A 17747-nucleotide genomic window follows, 5' to 3' on the forward strand; every position below is an offset into this window, starting at 1 on the left:
TCTTAAGTTCCGGTTGCAATGGCGCCTGCGTAAGTGGCAGGGCCACTACGAGGGGAACTAGGCGCCGACGACGAAGGCGAAGACGAGGCCCAAGATTGCCAGTGCTTCTGCAAGGGCGAAGCCCAGCATGGCGATGGGCTGCAGGATGCGCTGAGCTTCCGGCTGACGGGCTACGCCGTTGATGTAGGCAGCGAAGATCATGCCCACGCCGATGGCCGAACCGATTGCAGCCAGGCCGTAGCCGATCATGTTGAGGGAGCCGTGGAGTTCCATTTCGTTCCTTTCAAGATACCGACACTTTGTCGGCAGGTTGTGAGGTCATTCCCCCATTCAAGGGGGAAAACTTTAGTTGGTTGGTGCGAGCCCGGAATGCTTAGTGGGCGTCTGCATCCAGGGCACCCTGGATGTAGATGGCGGTCAGCAGGGTGAAGACAAATGCCTGCAGGACCATGATCAAGAGTTCGAGGAAGTACATCGCCACCGAGCCGACGATGACCAGGACGCCGACGGCGTTCAGGGCCAGCGACTCCTGAACCATGATCAGGTGGCGGGCGCCGGTGGCGGCAAGCATCACGATCATGTGGCCGGCAAGCATGGTGGCCATCAAACGCAAGGAGTGGGTCAGCGGGCGAACGATGAAGTTGGAAATGATTTCCAGCGGCACCATCAGCGGCATGATCCAACCCGGGACCCCCGAGGGAACAACGGCCAGCTTGAAGTAGCGGATGCCGTGGTTCTTCACGCCGACGGCGATCCAGGTGCCGTAGATGATGATGGCCATGGCGTAAGCCGCGCCGGCGTGGGAGAACGAGGGAAGCTGAAGGAACGGGATGGCCCCGAAGAGGTTGTTCAGCAGGATGAAGAAGAAGGTCGCAAAGAGCAGCGGCACCCACTGGGCGAAGTTCTTCTCGCCGATGATGTCGCGGCCCACGCTGTTACGGACGAAGCCGTAGGCGCTTTCGGCCAGGAACTGTGCCTTGCCTGGAACCAGCTTCGGATTCTTGATGGCCGACTTGAAGAACCACACGATCAAGATGATCGAGAGGATGATCATGACCATCTGCTTGCCGAAACCGGTCCCGTACTCGGCTAACCATGGCAGCACCTCGGGAAGGTGGGTGTCGGAAATCGACGGCGGGACATAGGGTTCTGTGGCCGTCGGAAGCGCAAACGCGGTCAACGCGCTGTCCTCTCTGCAGTTTCGGTCGTGGGGCAATATCGGCGATTCGGCGCAAGGCACCGCTCACCGTGTGAAGTTCTAATGGTCGATCTCATCGCTGCCTGGAAACCCGCGGCGTCGATGCCGCAAATGATGGCGAGCCAGAAACAATCCTGCGGTGGCGCCTAGCAGCGCACCGAGGAAAACAATCCAGCGGGTGTCCAGCAAAAGATCCAGTCCCCAGCCTATCAAACCCCACGCGATCAGCCCGCCAACAATGTAGTTGACGTACTCGCGGACGGGAGCCTGTATTGGCGCTTGACCGGGGTTGGAGTCAGGGTTTTCCATGATCCCCTCCGGTGGGTGGGGACGTCGATGGATCGTCGTGGTCGAAAATGGGGAGCCTTGCCCGGGAAAAGGCGCGAATCTCCCCAAACTGCCACAGCACCAGGGAACCAATGGCCCCCCACATGAAATAGGGTGCGAGCACCCATTCGGGCAGCCCGGAAAAAAGCACCAGAAAACCCATGCCCAGGATCTTGACGAAGTACATGAAGAGGAACGCCGGCAGCGCCCAGGTTGCGCGATGTCGTCCGGCCCATTCGGCAACGAGCAGGCTGATGCCGAAGAACACGACGATCAGTCCGCACCCGAAGGCCAGTGAACCGGCCGCTTGCGCGCCCAGGATCGGCCAAGCGGCAATTGACGCCACGGCGCCGACACCAACGGTGTAGGCAACGCAGGTCTTCAGGATGCCCAGCCAAGGGGAACGCGGAGCCGACGATGCAACCAACGCACCGCTGGGCTTGGAACCGCGTCCCGGCTTGATCATGTATGTCCAGTTCCCTTGCTGCAGCAGCACCCACCGATGATGGGTCCTGCATGACATGGAGGCTTGATGAGGGGTATGTTCCTCGGTGAAGAGGCACCTTGAATTCTACATGAGATAGAACCGGGGCTCGACCCGGCGGCCGGCCCTGCGCCGGCGGGGATGCCGGGCCTACTTGGTGCCGAGCATCCCGATCTTGCCGCGGGCCCGTTTCAGCATGGGCAGCCAGGTGACGAAGGTCACGAAAACGAAGGCCGCAACATAGAGGGGAATTGCGATGCGCCGGTCACTGAGGGAAATCACCACGACACCCGAGGAGACCAGGGCGGCCCACAGGTAGAGGATCAGGACCACTGCCCGGGGGCTGTGACCCAGGTCCACCAGCCGGTGGTGGATGTGCCCGCGGTCGGCACTAAACGGGGACCGGCGCTTGGCTGTGCGCCTAATCACGGAGAGCAACAGGTCAAGGTACGGCAGCACGATCACCGCGATCGGCAGGATCACCGGCATGAACGCCGGGACGTTGCGGAAGCGGTAGGCGTCCTCCCCCAGGACGTCACCGGTGACCGCGAGGGTTGCCACAGCAAAGAGCAGCCCTATCGCAAGCACCCCCGTCTCCCCCATGAAGATGGACGCGGGCTGGAAGTTGTGCGGCAGGAAGCCCAACGTGGCCCCGAGCAACACGGCGCAGAGCAGGGCCGAGAAGTTTGCGTAGTCCTCAGCGCTGACGCGCGTGGCCAGCAGGTAGCTGTAGACGAAGAAGGTTGCCGCGCCGATCGCCGAGATCCCTGCGGCCAGGCCGTCCAGGCCGTCGACGAAGTTGATCGCGTTCATCGTGCCCACGATGATCAGCACCGTGACGGCGACCTGCAGGGACGGGGAATCAATGTGCAGCGAGCCGACGGGAAGGGCCTTGAGCAGGATCCCGTGCTGGACGATCACCAGGCCCACCGCGATCTGGCCGATGAGCTTGGCCCACCAGCGCAGGTCTATCAGGTCATCCAGGACGCCCATCACCAGGATGATGCCCAGGGCGATCAACACTCCGCGAATGGGTTCGGGAGACCTGAAGATCCCGGTGAAGAACGGCATCTGCTCCGCCACCGAAATTCCCAGGTACAGCGCCCCCACGATGGCAACCCCGCCCAACTTGGGGGTGGGTTTCTGGTGGAAGTCGCGGTCGCGCACCGGGAGCTGGGGCATGAAGCGCACACCCAAGACACGGAGCACCGGAGTGAGCAGATACGCGGTCAGGAACGTGATGCCGATCAGCAGCAGGTAGCTTCTCATGGCGTCCGGGCGGACTCCCCGCCTTGCGTGGCACCGCGATTTCCTGCTTCACCGGGGACGGCAGGGGCGATGGCGTCGCCGGAATCCCCGGCATCGGCATCCTCGGTGGCGGATTCCTCGGCGTCCGCGCCCGATTCGGGCAGAGCCTCTTCTTCGGCCGGTGTCTCCGGTTGCGGCAAGGTGTCATCGGCCAGGGCCGGGTCCGGCTGCCCGTCGGCGTCCAGGAGGCCGGGAACGACCGCGCGCAGTGCCTCGAGCGAGAGGGCACCCTCGCGCACCACGCGCGGCGGGGTGAGGGTGCAGTCGATGATGGTCGAGCTCAGTGCGTCCCCGGAGATCGGGCGGGGTCCGGCCTCCAGATACACCTCGACCGATTCGCCGAGCTGTTCGAAGGCCTCCTCGGCGGTGGCGGCCGCCGGGTTGCCGGTGCGGTTCGCCGAGGAGACGGCCAGCGGGCCGGTGCTGCGCAACAGCTGGCGGGCCACCTCGTCGTCCGGCACCCGCAACGCCACGGTGCCGCGGGTCTCCCCCAGGTCCCAGGTCAGGGACGGCTGGGCATGCAGGATCAGGGTCAACGCGCCGGGCCAGAACTCGGCGGCAAGTTCCCGGGCGAAGCCCGGGACGTCCACGGCCAGGCCGTCCATCGTCGCGGCCTGCGGGATCAGCACCGGCGGCGGCATGTTCCGTCCCCGGCCCTTGGCGGCCAGCAAGGTCGCCACCGCCTGGGCGGAAAATGCGTCGGCGGCAATGCCGTAGACGGTGTCGGTAGGCATCACGATGCATCGGTTTGCGGCCAATGCGGCGCGTGCGGCCTCGAGTCCGGTCTCTAGGTCCTGGCTGTTGCGGGCATCAAAACGTGAAGTCACGTGTTTCATTCTTCCATGTTTCGTGGACCTTCAGCGGCGGATGCCACTGGTGGCCCGGTCCCTGCCGGTCAGATCCAGGTGGGTCGTCACCTGTTCCCAGTCGCCGGAGGCCGCAAACATCGCGGACATGGCCGCGGCCTGCACCTCGGCGTGTTCCATGACGAAGAAGCCCCCGGGGTGCAGCAGCCGCGCGGCGGTGGCCGCGGCGGCGCGGGGCAGCACCATGCCGTCCGCCCCTCCCCCGTACAGCGCCATGTGCGGGTCGTGGTCACGGGCCTCGGGTTCGCGCGGCACCGCGTTGGCGGGAATGTAGGGCGGGTTGGAGACGACCACGTCGCAGGCGCCGTCGAGCTCGGCAAATGCGTGGGCCAGGTCCCCCTGGACGAGGTTGACGCCAAGCGGCGCCAGGTTGCGCGCCGCGTAGGGGAACGCGTCGTCGGAAAGTTCCACCGCGTGCACCCGGGCGCCGGGCACCTCGTGCGCCAGCGAACCGGCGATCGCGCCGGATCCGGTGCCCAGGTCCACCATGAGCGGGTGTTCCAGGCCCCGGGCCGCGTCGATGGCCAATTGCACCACCGACTCGGTTTCGGGCCGCGGCACGAACACGCCCGGGCCCACCGACAGGTCAAGGTACCTGAAGTGGGCGACGCCGGTGAGGTGCTGCAGCGGCACGCGGGTGGCGCGCCTGTCCACCAGCCGCGCATAGTTTTCGGCGTCCGCGGAGGCGAAGGACTCCCCCATCATGACCAGCGTGGCGAGCCGGCCGCGGGAAATGCCCAGTACGTGCGCGGCCAGCAGTTCGGCATCCACCCGCGGGGAGGGCACGCCGGCGGTTTCAAGGACGGCGGCGGCCTCGCTGAGCACCCGCGCCAGCGGCCGGCCGCTTCCCGGTTCGTTCACCCGGTGCCTAGGCCTGGTCCCCGCCGATGGCGTCAAGGCGCTGCTGCTCGTCCATCTCGATGCAGGAGTTGATCAGCGGGTCAAGCTCGCCGTTCATCACGTGGTCGAGGTTGTACGCCTTGTAGCCGGTGCGGTGGTCGGCAATCCGGTTTTCCGGGTAGTTGTAGGTGCGGATGCGCTCGGAGCGGTCCATGGTGCGCACCTGCGACTTGCGGATGTCGGAGTTCTCCGCGTCGATGATGGCCTGCTGGTGGGCCAGCAGGCGCGAGCGCAGCACGCGCATGGCGGCCTCGCGGTTCTGGATCTGCGACTTCTCGTTCTGCATGGCCACCACGATGCCGGTGGGCAGGTGGGTGAGGCGCACCGCGGAGTCGGTGGTGTTCACCGACTGGCCGCCGGGGCCCGAGGAGCGGTACACGTCGACCTTCAGGTCGTTGGGGTGGATGTCGACCTCTTCGGGCTCGTCGACCTCGGGCAGGATCAGCACGCCGGCGGCCGAGGTGTGGATCCGGCCCTGCGACTCGGTCTGCGGCACGCGCTGCACGCGGTGCACCCCGCCCTCGAACTTCAGGTGCGCGTAGACGCCCTCGGCGGGGTCGTTCGACTTGCCCTTGATGGCCATCTGGGCGTCCTTGTAGCCGCCCAGGTCCGACTCGTTGAAGGAGATGAGCTCCGTCTTCCAGCCCTTGGTCTCCGCGTAGCGGGTGTACATGCGCAGCAGGTCCGCGGCGAACAGCGCAGCCTCGTCTCCGCCTTCCCCGCCCTTGACCTCGAGGATCACGTCGCGCGCGTCGTTGGGGTCGCGCGGGATCAGCAGCCGGCGCAGCTTTTCCTCGAGCACCGGGAGCTTCTGGTTCAGCTCTTCGACCTCGGCGGCGAAGTCGGGGTCCTCGTCGGCCATTTCCTGGGCGGTCTCGAGGTCCTCGGTGGCCTGCTTCCACCGCCGGTGGGCCTCAACGATGCCGTTGAGCTCGGCGGAGCGCCGGCCGAGCTTCCGGGCCAGGGCCTGGTCCTGGTAAACGGCGGGGTCCGAGAGCCGGGCCTGGAGGGCAGCGTGCTCGTCGAGTAGTCCCTGTACGGACTCAAACATGGTTTTCAGCTTCTTTCACTACGACTGGTTCCCAGTGTAGGGAACGAAAAGGGATCTTGGGTGTTAACGGCCAACGCCCAGCCTCACCGGCCCGGGTGTCCGGGCACGGTGAAACTGGGCGTATAGGGCAGCTAGGCGTCGTTCTTGGAACCCAGCGTGGTCTTGTTGATCAGCATCAGGAACTCGGCATTCGAGGAGGTCTCGCGGATCTTGCCCGTGAGGGTCTCCAGCGCCTGCTGGGTGTCAAGGCCCGAAAGCACGCGGCGCAGGCGCCACATGATCTTGACCTCGTCCGGGGAGAGCAGCTTCTCTTCGCGGCGGGTGCCCGAGGCGTTGACGTCGACGGCCGGGAAGATGCGCTTGTCGGCCAGCTGGCGGGACAGGCGCAGCTCCATGTTGCCGGTGCCCTTGAACTCCTCGAAGATGACCTCGTCCATCTTGGACCCGGTCTCCACCAGCGCGGTGGCCAGGATGGTCAGCGAGCCGCCGTTCTCGATGTTGCGGGCGGCACCGAAGAAGCGCTTGGGCGGGTACAGTGCCGAGGAATCGACACCGCCGGAGAGGATGCGGCCCGAGGCCGGGGCGGCCAGGTTGTACGCACGGCCCAGGCGGGTCATCGAGTCCAGCAGGACCACGACGTCCATGCCCATTTCCACCAGGCGCTTGGCGCGCTCAATGGCGAGCTCGGCCACGGTGGTGTGGTCGTCGGCGGGCCGGTCGAAGGTCGAGGCGATGACCTCGCCCTTCACCGTGCGCTGCATGTCGGTGACTTCCTCGGGGCGCTCGTCGACCAGCACCATCATGAGGTGGACCTCGGGGTTGTTGATGGTGATGGCGTTCGCGATGGACTGCAGGATCAGCGTCTTGCCGGCCTTCGGCGGGGAGACGATCAGGCCGCGCTGGCCCTTGCCGATGGGGGCGACCAGGTCGATGACGCGGGGGCCGACCAGCTTCTGGTCGGTCTCCAGGCGCAGGCGCTCGGTCGGGTACAGCGGGACCAGCTTGGAGAAGTCAACGCGGTTGGAGTTCTCCTCCGGGGTCTTGCCGTTGATCGCGGTGAGCTTGACCAGGGCGTTGAACTTGGCGCGCGAGGACGGGTTCTCGTTCTCGCGGGGGGCGCGGATGGCGCCGACCACTGCATCGCCCTTGCGCAGGTTGTACTTCTTGACCTGGTTCAGGGTGACGTAGACGTCCGACGGGCCGGCGAGGTAGCCGGAGGTGCGGATGAACGCGTAGTTGTCCAACACGTCCAGGATGCCGGCGACCGGGAGCAGCACGTCCGAGTCGTTCAACTCGGTGTCGTCCACGTCCGGCTGGTTGCGGTTGCGGCCGCGGCGGTTGTTGCGGTCGGTCCGGTCGTTGCGGTCGTTGCCGCGGTCCTGGCGGTCGCCGCGCTCGTTGCGGTTGGCATTGCGTTCGCGGTTGCGCTCGTTGCGTTCGCGGTTGCGCTCGCGGCGGTTGGCCGCGCGGTCCTCGGAGCCTTCGCGGTTGCGGTCCTCGGAGCGGTCGTTCGACTTGTTCTCGTTCGAGCGCGAGTCGGATGCCTTGGCCTCGACCTGCTTTTCCTCCTGTGCCTCGGCGGGCTCGGAGGTCTCGGCGGAGTCGTTGTTGTTGTTCTCGCGGCGGTTGCGGTTGCGGTCCCGGCGGTTGCGGTTGCGCTCGCCGCGCTCGTGGCGGTCGCCTCGTTCGTTGCGGGACTCGTTGGCGTCCTGGTTCGACTCGGCGGAGTCGCCCGTTGCCGGCTCGGCGGCAGGTGCGGATTCGGCCGGGGCCTCGGCGGTGCCGGTGGACTCCGCGCGGCGGTTGCGGGTGTTGCGGCGCGGTGCGCGCTCCTCGGCCGCGGGGGCCTCGGCTGCTGCCGGTGCGGTGTCGGCCTTCGGCTCGGCTGCCGGGGCCTCAACGGCCGGGGCAACGGTTCCGCTGGAATCGGCACGGCGGTTGCGGGTGCGGCGGGCGGGCTGCTCGGCCTTCGCCTCGGCGGCCGCCGGAGCGGCCTCGGCCTGGGCCTCGGCGGCCGGGGCCTCTGCCTGCTTGGCCGCGTTCCGTGCGCCACGGGCCGGTGCCTTGGCAGCGGCCTTTGCCGGTGCCTTGGTTTCCGCCTTGGCGGGGGCCTCGGTCTTGGCGTCGGCCTTGGGCTCCGCCTTGGCCTTGGCGTCGCGGTCGGCCACGGAACCGCCACGCTGGTGGTTCGAGATCGCGGTGACAAGATCGTTCTTGCGCATCCGCGACCCGCCGGTGATGCCCAGCTGGGACGCAAGCACCTGCAATTGTGCAAGTTTCAGGCCGGCAAGTCCGCCGCCCTTGGATGCGTTGTTTTCTTCCACGCCTGCAGTAAGGCTGGTGGTTTCGGTCACGAAGGTTCCTTCCCCCTCGTCGGGCGGAACTCATCAGAGAGAACCGCAACTTTTGACTAGCCCTTGTTCCCGCGTCAGATGCGGGAAAAGGTTCGGCCGTGCACCGCCAGGTAAGACCAGGCAAATGCTTCGGTCGATCGTGAGACACACCAAGGGATCTAGTCACCAACAAGGTTGACGGTTTCAATCGGATGGTGTGGGTGTGCCTGCTCGCCCAGCGAAAATGGTTTGTGGTGATCGAATCCCCAAAGATCCGCCCGCCGCGGCGGGGGAAGGAACTGATGGCTGCACGAAACGCAATGAATCATCCATTGGAATGCGGATAATTCTTTTCAGGCGGGTGCTAGAGCACTTCTACTCTAACACCCGTTGGCGGTACGGACTCAATCCGGACACGCCAGTTTGTTTCTTCATGGCTTGCCGCGTACCCGGAGATCGCGGCGGCGGCCCGTTGCGCGCCTTCCTGGCCGTCGCACAACACCAGCACCGTGGGTCCGGCACCGGAAACCACGGCCGCATGGCCGGAGGCCCGCAGGTGGGCAATCAGCTCGGCGCTCTGCGCCATGGCCGGTGCCCGGAACCCCTGGTGCAGGAAGTCCTCGGTGCCGACCATGAGCGCCGCCGGCTCGTGGGCCAGGGCATGGATGAGCAGGCCCACCCGTCCCCCGTTGGCCGCGGCCAGGGCGTGCGGCACCGTTTCCGGAAGCAGCCCGCGGGCCGCGGCGGTGGACAGCTCGATGTCGGGGATCGCAATGACCGGGACGATGTCGGGATGCAGCACGCCCTGCAGCGTGCCGAATCCTGCATCGGTGGTCCAGGAAAGCGTCAACCCGCCGTAGACGGCCGGGGCTACGTTGTCCGGGTGGCCCTCCCAGCGCGAGGCGGCCTGGAAGATCTCCTCCGGGCCGGACTGCGCGTCGGCCGGAAGCAGCGCATTGGCAGCGGCCAGCGCGCTGACCATGGCCGCGGCGCTGGAACCCATGCCGCGGCCGTGCGGGATGTTGTTCGTCGCCTCGAGGCGCAGGCCGCAGGGCTCGAAGCCCAGTTCCGCCCAGCGCTCCAGGATCGTCTTGGCGATCAGGTGCGTTTCATCGGCGGGCAGCGTGTCGGCACCCTCGCCGGTGACCGCCACGCTGACGCCGGGCTCGGACACGGTGTGCACCACCAGGGTGTCGCACACCGACAGCGCCATGCCCAGGACGTCGAATCCGGGCCCCAGGTTCGCGCTCGTGGCCGGCACGTGCACGGCAATGGATTGGCCGGCTTGGATCTGCGCCATCAGGTGTTCGTTCCCCTTGTATCCGGTGCGGGGACTAGGCCAGGCCGAGCGCCGAGGCCACTGCCACGACGTCGAACTCGACCTTGGTCGGGGTGACTGCGGAACCGTCCTCGGTCTTCAGGGCCCAGTCCGGGTCCTTCAGGCCGTGGCCGGTCACGGTGATGACGATCTTCTTGCCGGACGGCACGTTGCCCGCCGCGTGGTGCTTGATGAGCCCGGCAACGCCGGCCGCGGAGCCCGGCTCCACGAAGACGCCCTCGCGCGAGGACAGCCAGCGGTGCGCCGCCAGGATCTCCGCGTCGGTCACCGAGTCGATGATTCCGCCGGACTCGTCGCGGGCCTCCTCGGCCTGCTGCCAGGAGGCCGGGTTGCCGATGCGGATGGCGGTGGCGATGGTGTCCGGTTCGGTCACCGGGTGGCCCAGCACGATGGGTGCGGCTCCCGCGGCCTGGAAGCCCCACATGATCGGGGTCTTGGTGGACACCGGGGCCAGCACGGCGCCGGCCTGGTTGGTGTACTCGGAGGAGTACTCCTTGTAGCCCCTCCAGTACGCGGTGATGTTGCCCGCGTTGCCCACCGGCAGCACGTGGTAGTCCGGGGCGTCGCCCAGGAAGTCCACGACCTCGAAGGCGCCGGTCTTCTGGCCCTCGATGCGGGCAGGGTTCACCGAGTTCACCAGGAACACCGGGTAGTTTTCGCTCAGCTTTCGGGCGACCTCGAGGCAGTTGTCGAAGTTCCCGTCGATCTGGATGATGTCCGCGCCGTGCGCGATCGCCTGGGACATCTTGCCCATGGAGATCTTGCCGTCCGGAACCAGCACCGCGCACTTGAGCCCGGCCTGGGTGGCATAGGCCGCGGCGGAGGCGGAGGTGTTGCCGGTGGAGGCGCAGACCACCGCCTTGGCGCCGGCGGCGACCGCGGCGGTCATCGCCATGGTCATGCCGCGGTCCTTGAAGGAGCCGGTCGGGTTCATGCCCTCGACCTTGAGGTAGACCTCGGAGCCGGTGAGCTCGCTCAGTGCCGGGGCGAACACCAGGGGCGTACCGCCCTCGCCCAAGGTGATGACCTTGGTGTTTTCGTCAACGGGCAGGCGTTCGGCATATTCGCGGATGACTCCGCGCCACTGGTGGGCCACTTAGTTTCCTTCAACTCGCAGGACAGAGGTTACTTCTTGGACGGCATCCAAGTCGGAGACGGCGGCCACGACGGCGGCCAGCGAGGACTCGGTGGAGCGGTGGGTCACGATGCGCAGCTCGGCGGACCCGCCGTGGTTTTCTTCGATGACGGACTGGCGCAGCGCCTCGATGGAGACGGAGTTGGCGGCGAAGATCGCGGCGATCGCGGCGAGCACGCCGGGTTCGTCGGAGACGCGCAGGCCGATCCAGTAGCTGGTGGAGATCTCGTCGAAGGACAGGGCCTTGACCGGCTGCTGTGCGGCGATGGCCGGCAGCGGGCCGCCGGAGACGACGCGGCGGGCCACGGCCACGGTGTCGCCCATGACGGCCGAGGCGGTGGGAGCCCCGCCGGCGCCGGCGCCGTAGAACATCAGCTCTCCGGCGTTTTCGGCCTCGACGAACACTGCGTTGAAGGCGCCGTGGACGGCTGCCAGCGGGTGGGTGCGGCGCAGCAGCGTCGGGTGCACGCGCACCCCGATGCCGTCCTCGCCGCGTTCGGCGATCGCCAGCAGCTTGATGACCATGCCGGCGTCCTTGGCCGCTGCGACGTCGGCGGCGGTGATCTTGGTGATCCCCTCGCAGTGCACGTCCGCGTAGGCGAAGTCGGTGTGGAAGGCCAGGGAGGCGAGGATCGCGGCCTTCGCGGCGGCGTCGTGCCCGGCCACGTCGGCTGTCGGGTCTGCCTCGGCGTAGCCCAGCGCCTGGGCCTCGGCGAGCACGTCGTCGAACTGGGCGCCGGTGGTGTCCATCGCGTCGAGGATGAAGTTGGTGGTGCCGTTGACGATGCCCATGATCTTGGTGATCCGGTCCCCGGAGAGCGAATCGGAGATGGGGCGCAGGATCGGGATGGCGCCGGCGACGGCGGCCTCGTAGCGCAGCTGGGCGCCGGACTCGAAGGCCAGCGCGTTGAGCTCTGCGCCGCGGGCTGCGAGCAGCGCCTTGTTGCCGGTGACCACGGAGGCGCCGCGGGCCAGGGCCCGGCGGATCAGCGTCCCGGCGGGTTCCAGACCGCCGAGCAGCTCGATGACGATGTCGGCCGAATCGACCAGGGCAGGCGCGTCGGTGGTGAACAGCCCCGCGGGGATCGCCGGGTCGCGCGTGGCCCCCAGGTTGCGCACGGCGATGCCTGCAAGTTCAAGACGCGCGCCGGCGCGGTCGGCCAGCACCTCGGCGTCGTTCAGGATGATGCGTGCCACCTGGGACCCGACATTGCCGCAGCCAAGCAGGGCCACCTTCAGTGTTTTCACGTGTATTTCTATGCTCCCAGATCGCGGGCCAACAGGTCGGCTTCGGTTTCCCTGCGGATGATGGCGCGGGCGGCGCCATCGCGCACGGCAACCACGCCGGGACGCCCCAGGTAGTTGTAGTTGCTCGACAGTGCCCAGCAGTAGGCCCCGGTCCCCGGAACGGCCAAAAGGTCGCCGGCGGCGACATCCTCGGGCAGGTAAACGTCCCGTACGACTATGTCACCGGACTCGCAGTGTTTGCCAACCACCCGTGAAATAATCGGTTCACTTTCCGTCACACGGCCGGCCAGCACCGCGGTGTAGTCCGCGTCGTAGAGCACCGGGCGGGCGTTGTCGCTCATCCCGCCGTCCACCGAGACGTAGCGGCGCGGCACCAGGGTGCCGTCGGCGGTCTCGACCTGGACGGACTTGCGCACCCCTGCCTCGTAGAGGGTGAAGGTGGAGGGACCGGCGATGGCGCGGCCGGGCTCGATGGAGATCCGCGGGACCGCCAGGCCCAGCCGGGCTGCGGTCTCCCCCACGACCTCGGCCATCGCGGCGGCCAGCACGGCCGGCTCGCGCGGGGTGTCGACCTCGGTGTAGGCAATGCCGTAGCCGCCGCCCAAATCCAGCTCGGGCAGCTCGACGCCATGGTCCTGCTTGACCTGCGCCAGGAAGCCGAGCATCTTCTGCGCGGCCAGCGCAAAGCCCTCCGCCTCGAAGATCTGCGAGCCGATGTGCGCGTGCAGGCCCAGCAAGTTCAGTTCCGGGTGCTCCAGCGCGTAGCTGACCGCGGCGGCCGCCGGGGAAACGTCCTGGCCCACCGGGATCATCGAGAGGCCGAACTTCTGGTCCTCGTGCGCGGTGGCGATGAACTCGTGGGTGCTGGCGTGCACGCCGGGGGTCAGGCGCAGCATCACGTTGGCGCGCTTGCCCGTTTCGCGGGCCAGCAGGGCCACGCGCTCGAGCTCGTCCAGCGAGTCGATGACGATGCGGCCCAGGTCCGCCTCCAGCGCGGTGCGGATCTCGGTGACCGACTTGTTGTTCCCGTGCAGCGACAGGTTGGCGGCGGGCACGCCGGCGACGCGGGCCACTGCCATTTCGCCGCCGGAGCAGGTGTCAAGGCGCAGGCCTTCGGCGGTGACCCAGCGGGCCACCTCGGTGCTCAGGAACGCCTTGCCGGCGTAGTAGACGTCCACGCCGCCGCACAAGTCGGCGAACGCGGCGTCGAAGGCCTGCTTGAAGCCGGCCGCGCGGGCTCGGAAGTCGTTTTCGTCCAGCACGAACAGCGGCGTGCCGAATTCCTCGGCCAGGTCGCTGACCAGAAGGCCCTGCACGGCAAGTTCGCCGGATTCGGAGCGGGCGACACCCTCGGCCCACTCGACGGGGCGCAGCGCGTTGACATCGGCGGGCAGGGAGAGCCAGGCCGGGGCAAGTGGTGAAGAGGTCATGGTTCCTTACATCTTTTCCGGGGCCGAAACGCCCAGCAGTCCCAGGCCGTTGGCCAGGACCTGGGTGGTGGCGTCGTTGAGCCAGAGGCGGGTGCGGTGGATGGGCTCGACGGCTCCGTCGCCCACGGGGGTCACGCGGCAGGCCGCGTACCAGGAGTGGTAGGCGCCGGCGAGCAGCTCGACGTGGCGGGCCACGCGGTGCGGTTCGCGGTGCGTGGCGGCCTGCGCCACGACGGAGGGGAACTGGCCCAGGGCCGCGAGCAGGTCGTTCTCGGTCTCGTGGGTGAGCAGCGTGGCGTCGAAGTCGGTGCGTTCCACGCCCTTCTCCACGGCGTTGCGCGAGGCGGCGCGGGAGCGGGCGTGGGCGTACTGGACGTAGAACACCGGGTTGTCGTTGGTGTTCTTCTTCAGCTGCTCCGGGTCGATGGTCATCGGCGAGTCTGCCGGGTAGCGGCCCAGCGAGTAGCGCAGCGCGTCGGCGCCGAGCCAGTCGATGAGGTCGCGCAGCTCGATGATGTTGCCGGCCCGCTTGGACAGGCGGGCACCGTTGACGGAGATCAGCTGGCCGATCAGCACCTCGATGTTGACCTTCGGGTCGTCCCCGGCGCAGGCGGCGATGGCCTGCAGGCGCTTGACGTAGCCGTGGTGGTCGGCGCCGAGCAGGTAGATCTTCTCGGTGAAGCCGCGGTCCTTCTTGGAGAGGTAGTAGGCGGCGTCGGCGGCGAAGTACGTGGGTTCGCCGTTGGCGCGGATCAGCACGCGGTCCTTGTCGTCCCCGAAGTCGGTGGTGCGCAGCCACACCGCACCGTCGGTGTCGTCGATGTGGCCCTGTTCGCGCAGGCGCGCCACGGCGTCCTCGACGGCGCCGCCGGAGTGCAGTTCCTGCTCGGAGAAGAACACGTCGAACTCGACGCCGAAGTCGTTCAGCGTCTCCTTGATGTCGGCCATCTGCGCCACGTAGGCCGCGTGGCGGACGATCGGCAGCGCGGCTTCCTGGGTGAGCGAGCGGATGTCGGGGTGGGCCTTGGCCACGGCGTCGGCCAGGTCCTTGATGTAGGCACCGGGGTAGCCGCCCTCGGGCACCGGCAGCGAGTGCAGGCGGTTGTAGACCGACAGGGCAAAGATGTTCATCTGGTTGCCGGCGTCGTTGATGTAGTACTCGCTGGTGACGGTCGCGCCGCTGGCCTTGAGCACGCGCGCGATGGAGTCGCCCAGGGCGGCCCAGCGGGTGTGGCCGATGTGCAACGGACCGGTGGGGTTTGCGGAGACGAATTCCATGTTGACCTCATGGCCGGCCAGCGCATCGTTCTTGCCGTATTCGGCACCGGCCTCGACGATGGTCTTCGCCAGCTCGCCGGCGGCGCCCGCCTCGAGGGTGATGTTCAGGAATCCGGGTCCGGCGATCTCGACACCGGCAACACCGGCCGACTCGGCCAGGCGCGTGGCCAGGATCTGGGCGAAGTCGCGCGGGTTCATCCCGGCCTTCTTGCCCAGCTGAAGGGCGATGTTGGTGGCCCAGTCCCCGTGCTCGCGACTCTTCGGTCGCTCCACACGCACATTTTCGGGCAGGTCGACGGTAATCTGGCCGGCGTCGACTGCGTCGCGGAGGCAAGCGGAAATGGCTGTGGAGAGTTCTTCAGGAGTCACCCCTCAAGGATAACCGGGGGCGCGGGCGGCATTGGACGATGTGACGGCGCGACGTCGCACACATCAGATGCGCATTTGGCGGCCCCGCGGCGACCTTTGAGCGCCAATTTGTCATTCACCGCATCCCACCTGCTAAGCTCGTCTACGTTCCCAGCCGGAAAATGTTTCAGAAACCATTAAATTGGTTGTTGGATTCCGGCAACGCCCTCGTAGCTCAGGGGATAGAGCGTCCGCCTCCGGAGCGGAAGGTCGAAGGTTCGAATCCTTTCGAGGGCACCACAGAAAACCCCTTTCATCCCAGTAAACACGCGGGATGTGAGGGGTTTTTCCATGCCCGATCGACATGGTCCTGGGCCGGTGTTTTTCGGCCTATTCCGAAAGCTCCTGGCGCTCTGGGATATTTTTTGAGGCGCCCCAGTGCCCGAACCGCAATTCTGGCCTATCGCCGTCGCGGCGCACCGCCCTTGTTCCCAGCGGATAGCCCCGGCGGGCCAGTCCACCAAGCCTCAAACGCCGGGCCAGCGGAAGACCGGCGGTCACCGATGCACCGCGCTGCCAATGCACCGGTCGCCCGGTGCCGCGTCGCGCCCGGTTTCCGAAATTCCTGGAAGTTTTTTCGCTCGCCTGTCGATTTCGGTCCCTCCCGTTCGATGTAATGGGTGAAGGACGTAATTGCGCGCCTTCCCGAACCCAAGGAGAACACCATGAAATTCATGCTGATCATGCGCTCGACCCAGGCCGCCAAGGAAGCCTACGAGAAGGCCGACTTCAACGAGATCATCAATGCAATGGGCGCCTACAACGAATCCCTGATCAAGGCAGGCGTGCTGCTGGCCGGGGAGGGGCTGTCCGATGACCTCAGCGAGGCCTTCGTCGTCGACTTCTCGGAGGAAACCCCGATCGTCACCGACGGCCCCTACGGGGAAGTCCACGAGTTGTTCAACGGCTTCTGGATCCTCCAGGTCTCCAGCAAGGAGGAAGCCGTGGAGTGGGCCAGCCGGGCGCCGCTGGGCGCCGGCGCCAAGCTCGAGGTCCGCCGCGTCACCGACATGTCGGATTTCGAGGACTTTGCCGACAACGAATACCTCAAGAAGGAAGAGGTCTGGCGCGAGGAACTCGGACAGCCGTAACCCCGAAGCCCAGTCCTCCCCCGGAAGGCAGGCATGGCAGACACCCAACGCACCCTCGACGCGCTCTGGCGCATCGAGGGTGCGCGCATTGTCGCAACCCTGGCCAAGGTGACAGGCGACCTGGGGCTCGCGGAGGATCTGGCCCAGGAAGCCCTGGTCGATGCGCTCGCGCAATGGCCGAAGGAGGGCATCCCGGCGAATGCGGCCGCGTGGATCACCGCGGTGGCCAAGCGCAAGGCCATCGATGCGTGGCGCCGAAGCACCAGGCTCGATGAACGCCATCGGGAGATGGCCCGGAACCTCCGGGAATCGACCGAGCAAGCTTGGGAGCCCATCGACGACGACGTGTTGCGACTGGTCTTCACCGCCTGCCATCCGGTGCTGTCCCGTGAGGCCCAGGTCGCGCTGACACTGCGCGTCGTGGGCGGGCTGCGGACCGAGGAAATTGCCCGGATGATGCTGGTGCCCGTGGCCACCGTGCAGCAACGGATCGTGCGTGCCAAAAAGACGCTCGCCGCGGCCCGGATACCGTTCGAGGCCCCGGAGGCGCAGGCATGGGGCGAACGCCTGTCGGCGGTGCTGGCGGTGATCTACCTCGTGTTCACCGAGGGCTACGCGGCCACGGCCGGCGACGACCTGATCCGCCGCGAGCTGGCCAACGAGGCGCTGCGCCTGGGCAGGGTCCTGCTCGGACTGCTTCCCCGGGAGCCGGAGGTCGCCGGGCTGGTGGTGTTGATGGAGATCCAGGCCTCGCGGTTTTCGGCCAGAACCTCCCGGGACGGCAGCCCGATCCTCCTGGCCGACCAGGATCGTTCGCGCTGGGACCACTCGCAGATCATGCGGGGGCGCCGGGCGTTGGAACGTGCCGACGCGCTGCGGCACGGTCGGGGCTTCTATGCCCTCCAGGCGGCCATCGCCGAATGCCACGCCGTGGCCCGGAGCGTGGAGGAAACCGACTGGGACAGGATCGTGCTGCTCTATGGGGCCTTGTGCAGCCTTGCGCCGGGACCCGTCGTCGAGCTGAATCGGGCTGTGGCTGTCTCGATGGCCGACGGACCGGATGCGGCCCTGCGCATCGTCGACCACTTGGCAAAGCAGGGGGCACTGGCCGGTTCGCATTTGTTGCCGAGCGTGCGCGGGGAGTTGCTGGCCCGGTTGGGCCGCGGACCCGAGGCGGCTGCCGAATTCCGGCTGGCGGCCTCCCTCGTCGGGAACCAGCGCATGGGCGCGGTCTTCCGGGCGAAGGCGGGGGCGCTTCAAACCGGGACTTCGGGGGAATTAAGACAGCCCCCACAGTGACGGCGAATCTCTGTGGGGGCCTAACCGCCGCCCCTTTGAGAAAAGGTGCATT

General features: G+C 67.2%; 16 protein-coding genes and 1 tRNA gene. 3 read left to right on the forward strand and 14 right to left on the reverse strand.

Features of this window, described 5'->3' with window-relative positions; translation table 11 throughout:
* Positions 1-57: 57 nt before the first annotated feature.
* From AC6CHY_RS03420 to argS, 14 genes are all read right to left on the reverse strand, one after another.
* Positions 58-273, reverse strand: coding sequence for an ATP synthase subunit C-like protein (locus tag AC6CHY_RS03420; RefSeq protein ID WP_071213157.1), 216 nt, complete (start codon positions 271-273; stop codon positions 58-60).
* Positions 274-373: 100 nt separating this feature from the next.
* On the reverse strand, positions 374-1180 hold the full coding sequence (gene atpB, locus AC6CHY_RS03425) for a F0F1 ATP synthase subunit A (RefSeq protein WP_217389141.1): 807 nt from the start codon (positions 1178-1180) through the stop codon (positions 374-376).
* Positions 1181-1258: 78 nt separating this feature from the next.
* Positions 1259-1507, reverse strand: a complete 249-nt coding sequence (locus AC6CHY_RS03430) for a hypothetical protein (RefSeq protein ID WP_217389140.1) — start codon at positions 1505-1507, stop codon at positions 1259-1261.
* A complete protein-coding gene (locus AC6CHY_RS03435) occupies positions 1494-2021 on the reverse strand; it encodes a hypothetical protein (protein WP_498225472.1) in 528 nt (175 codons plus the stop codon). The genes AC6CHY_RS03430 and AC6CHY_RS03435 overlap by 14 nt, the downstream gene beginning before the upstream one ends.
* Before the next feature lie 138 nt (positions 2022-2159).
* Complete coding sequence (locus tag AC6CHY_RS03440) at positions 2160-3278, reverse strand: MraY family glycosyltransferase (protein WP_498225474.1); 1119 nt, start codon at positions 3276-3278, stop codon at positions 2160-2162.
* Positions 3275-4153, reverse strand: coding sequence for an L-threonylcarbamoyladenylate synthase (locus tag AC6CHY_RS03445; RefSeq protein ID WP_498225476.1), 879 nt, complete (start codon positions 4151-4153; stop codon positions 3275-3277). Before AC6CHY_RS03445 ends, AC6CHY_RS03440 begins: the two co-directional genes overlap by 4 nt.
* Positions 4154-4174: 21 nt before the next feature.
* Positions 4175-5044 carry a peptide chain release factor N(5)-glutamine methyltransferase gene (gene prmC, locus AC6CHY_RS03450; RefSeq protein WP_498225478.1) on the reverse strand — a complete coding sequence of 290 codons (870 nt, stop codon included), beginning with the start codon at positions 5042-5044 and terminating at the stop codon, positions 4175-4177.
* Positions 5045-5051: 7 nt separating this feature from the next.
* A complete protein-coding gene (gene prfA, locus AC6CHY_RS03455; protein ID WP_217389135.1) occupies positions 5052-6134 on the reverse strand; it encodes a peptide chain release factor 1 in 1083 nt (360 codons plus the stop codon).
* A gap of 131 nt (positions 6135-6265) precedes the next feature.
* Positions 6266-8488 (reverse strand): transcription termination factor Rho, encoded by a 2223-nt coding sequence (rho, locus tag AC6CHY_RS03460; protein ID WP_498225480.1) that lies wholly within the window; start codon positions 8486-8488, stop codon positions 6266-6268.
* A 343-nt stretch (positions 8489-8831) separates the two neighbouring features.
* A complete protein-coding gene (gene thrB, locus AC6CHY_RS03465) occupies positions 8832-9767 on the reverse strand; it encodes a homoserine kinase (protein WP_217389133.1) in 936 nt (311 codons plus the stop codon).
* A gap of 34 nt (positions 9768-9801) precedes the next feature.
* Positions 9802-10902 carry a threonine synthase gene (thrC, locus tag AC6CHY_RS03470; protein ID WP_498225482.1) on the reverse strand — a complete coding sequence of 367 codons (1101 nt, stop codon included), beginning with the start codon at positions 10900-10902 and terminating at the stop codon, positions 9802-9804.
* Complete coding sequence (locus tag AC6CHY_RS03475; protein WP_498225484.1) at positions 10903-12189, reverse strand: homoserine dehydrogenase; 1287 nt, start codon at positions 12187-12189, stop codon at positions 10903-10905. It abuts the gene before it with no gap.
* 8 nt (positions 12190-12197) lie between these two features.
* On the reverse strand, positions 12198-13619 hold the full coding sequence (gene lysA, locus AC6CHY_RS03480) for a diaminopimelate decarboxylase (RefSeq protein WP_498225486.1): 1422 nt from the start codon (positions 13617-13619) through the stop codon (positions 12198-12200).
* 6 nt (positions 13620-13625) lie between these two features.
* Complete coding sequence (gene argS, locus AC6CHY_RS03485) at positions 13626-15266, reverse strand: arginine--tRNA ligase (RefSeq protein WP_498225488.1); 1641 nt, start codon at positions 15264-15266, stop codon at positions 13626-13628.
* A gap of 203 nt (positions 15267-15469) precedes the next feature.
* On the opposite strand from argS, the gene AC6CHY_RS03490 reads away from it, so the two are divergent.
* The 3 genes from AC6CHY_RS03490 (at position 15470) to AC6CHY_RS03500 (ending at position 17695) form a co-directional block, all read left to right on the forward strand.
* Positions 15470-15545: transfer RNA gene (locus tag AC6CHY_RS03490), tRNA-Arg, on the forward strand.
* 425 nt (positions 15546-15970) lie between these two features.
* Positions 15971-16396, forward strand: a complete 426-nt coding sequence (locus tag AC6CHY_RS03495; protein WP_264269255.1) for a YciI family protein — start codon at positions 15971-15973, stop codon at positions 16394-16396.
* 33 nt (positions 16397-16429) lie between these two features.
* A complete protein-coding gene (locus AC6CHY_RS03500) occupies positions 16430-17695 on the forward strand; it encodes an RNA polymerase sigma factor (protein WP_498225489.1) in 1266 nt (421 codons plus the stop codon).
* Positions 17696-17747 lie beyond the last annotated feature (52 nt).

This window comes from Paeniglutamicibacter sp. GQ140 (assembly GCF_059759235.1).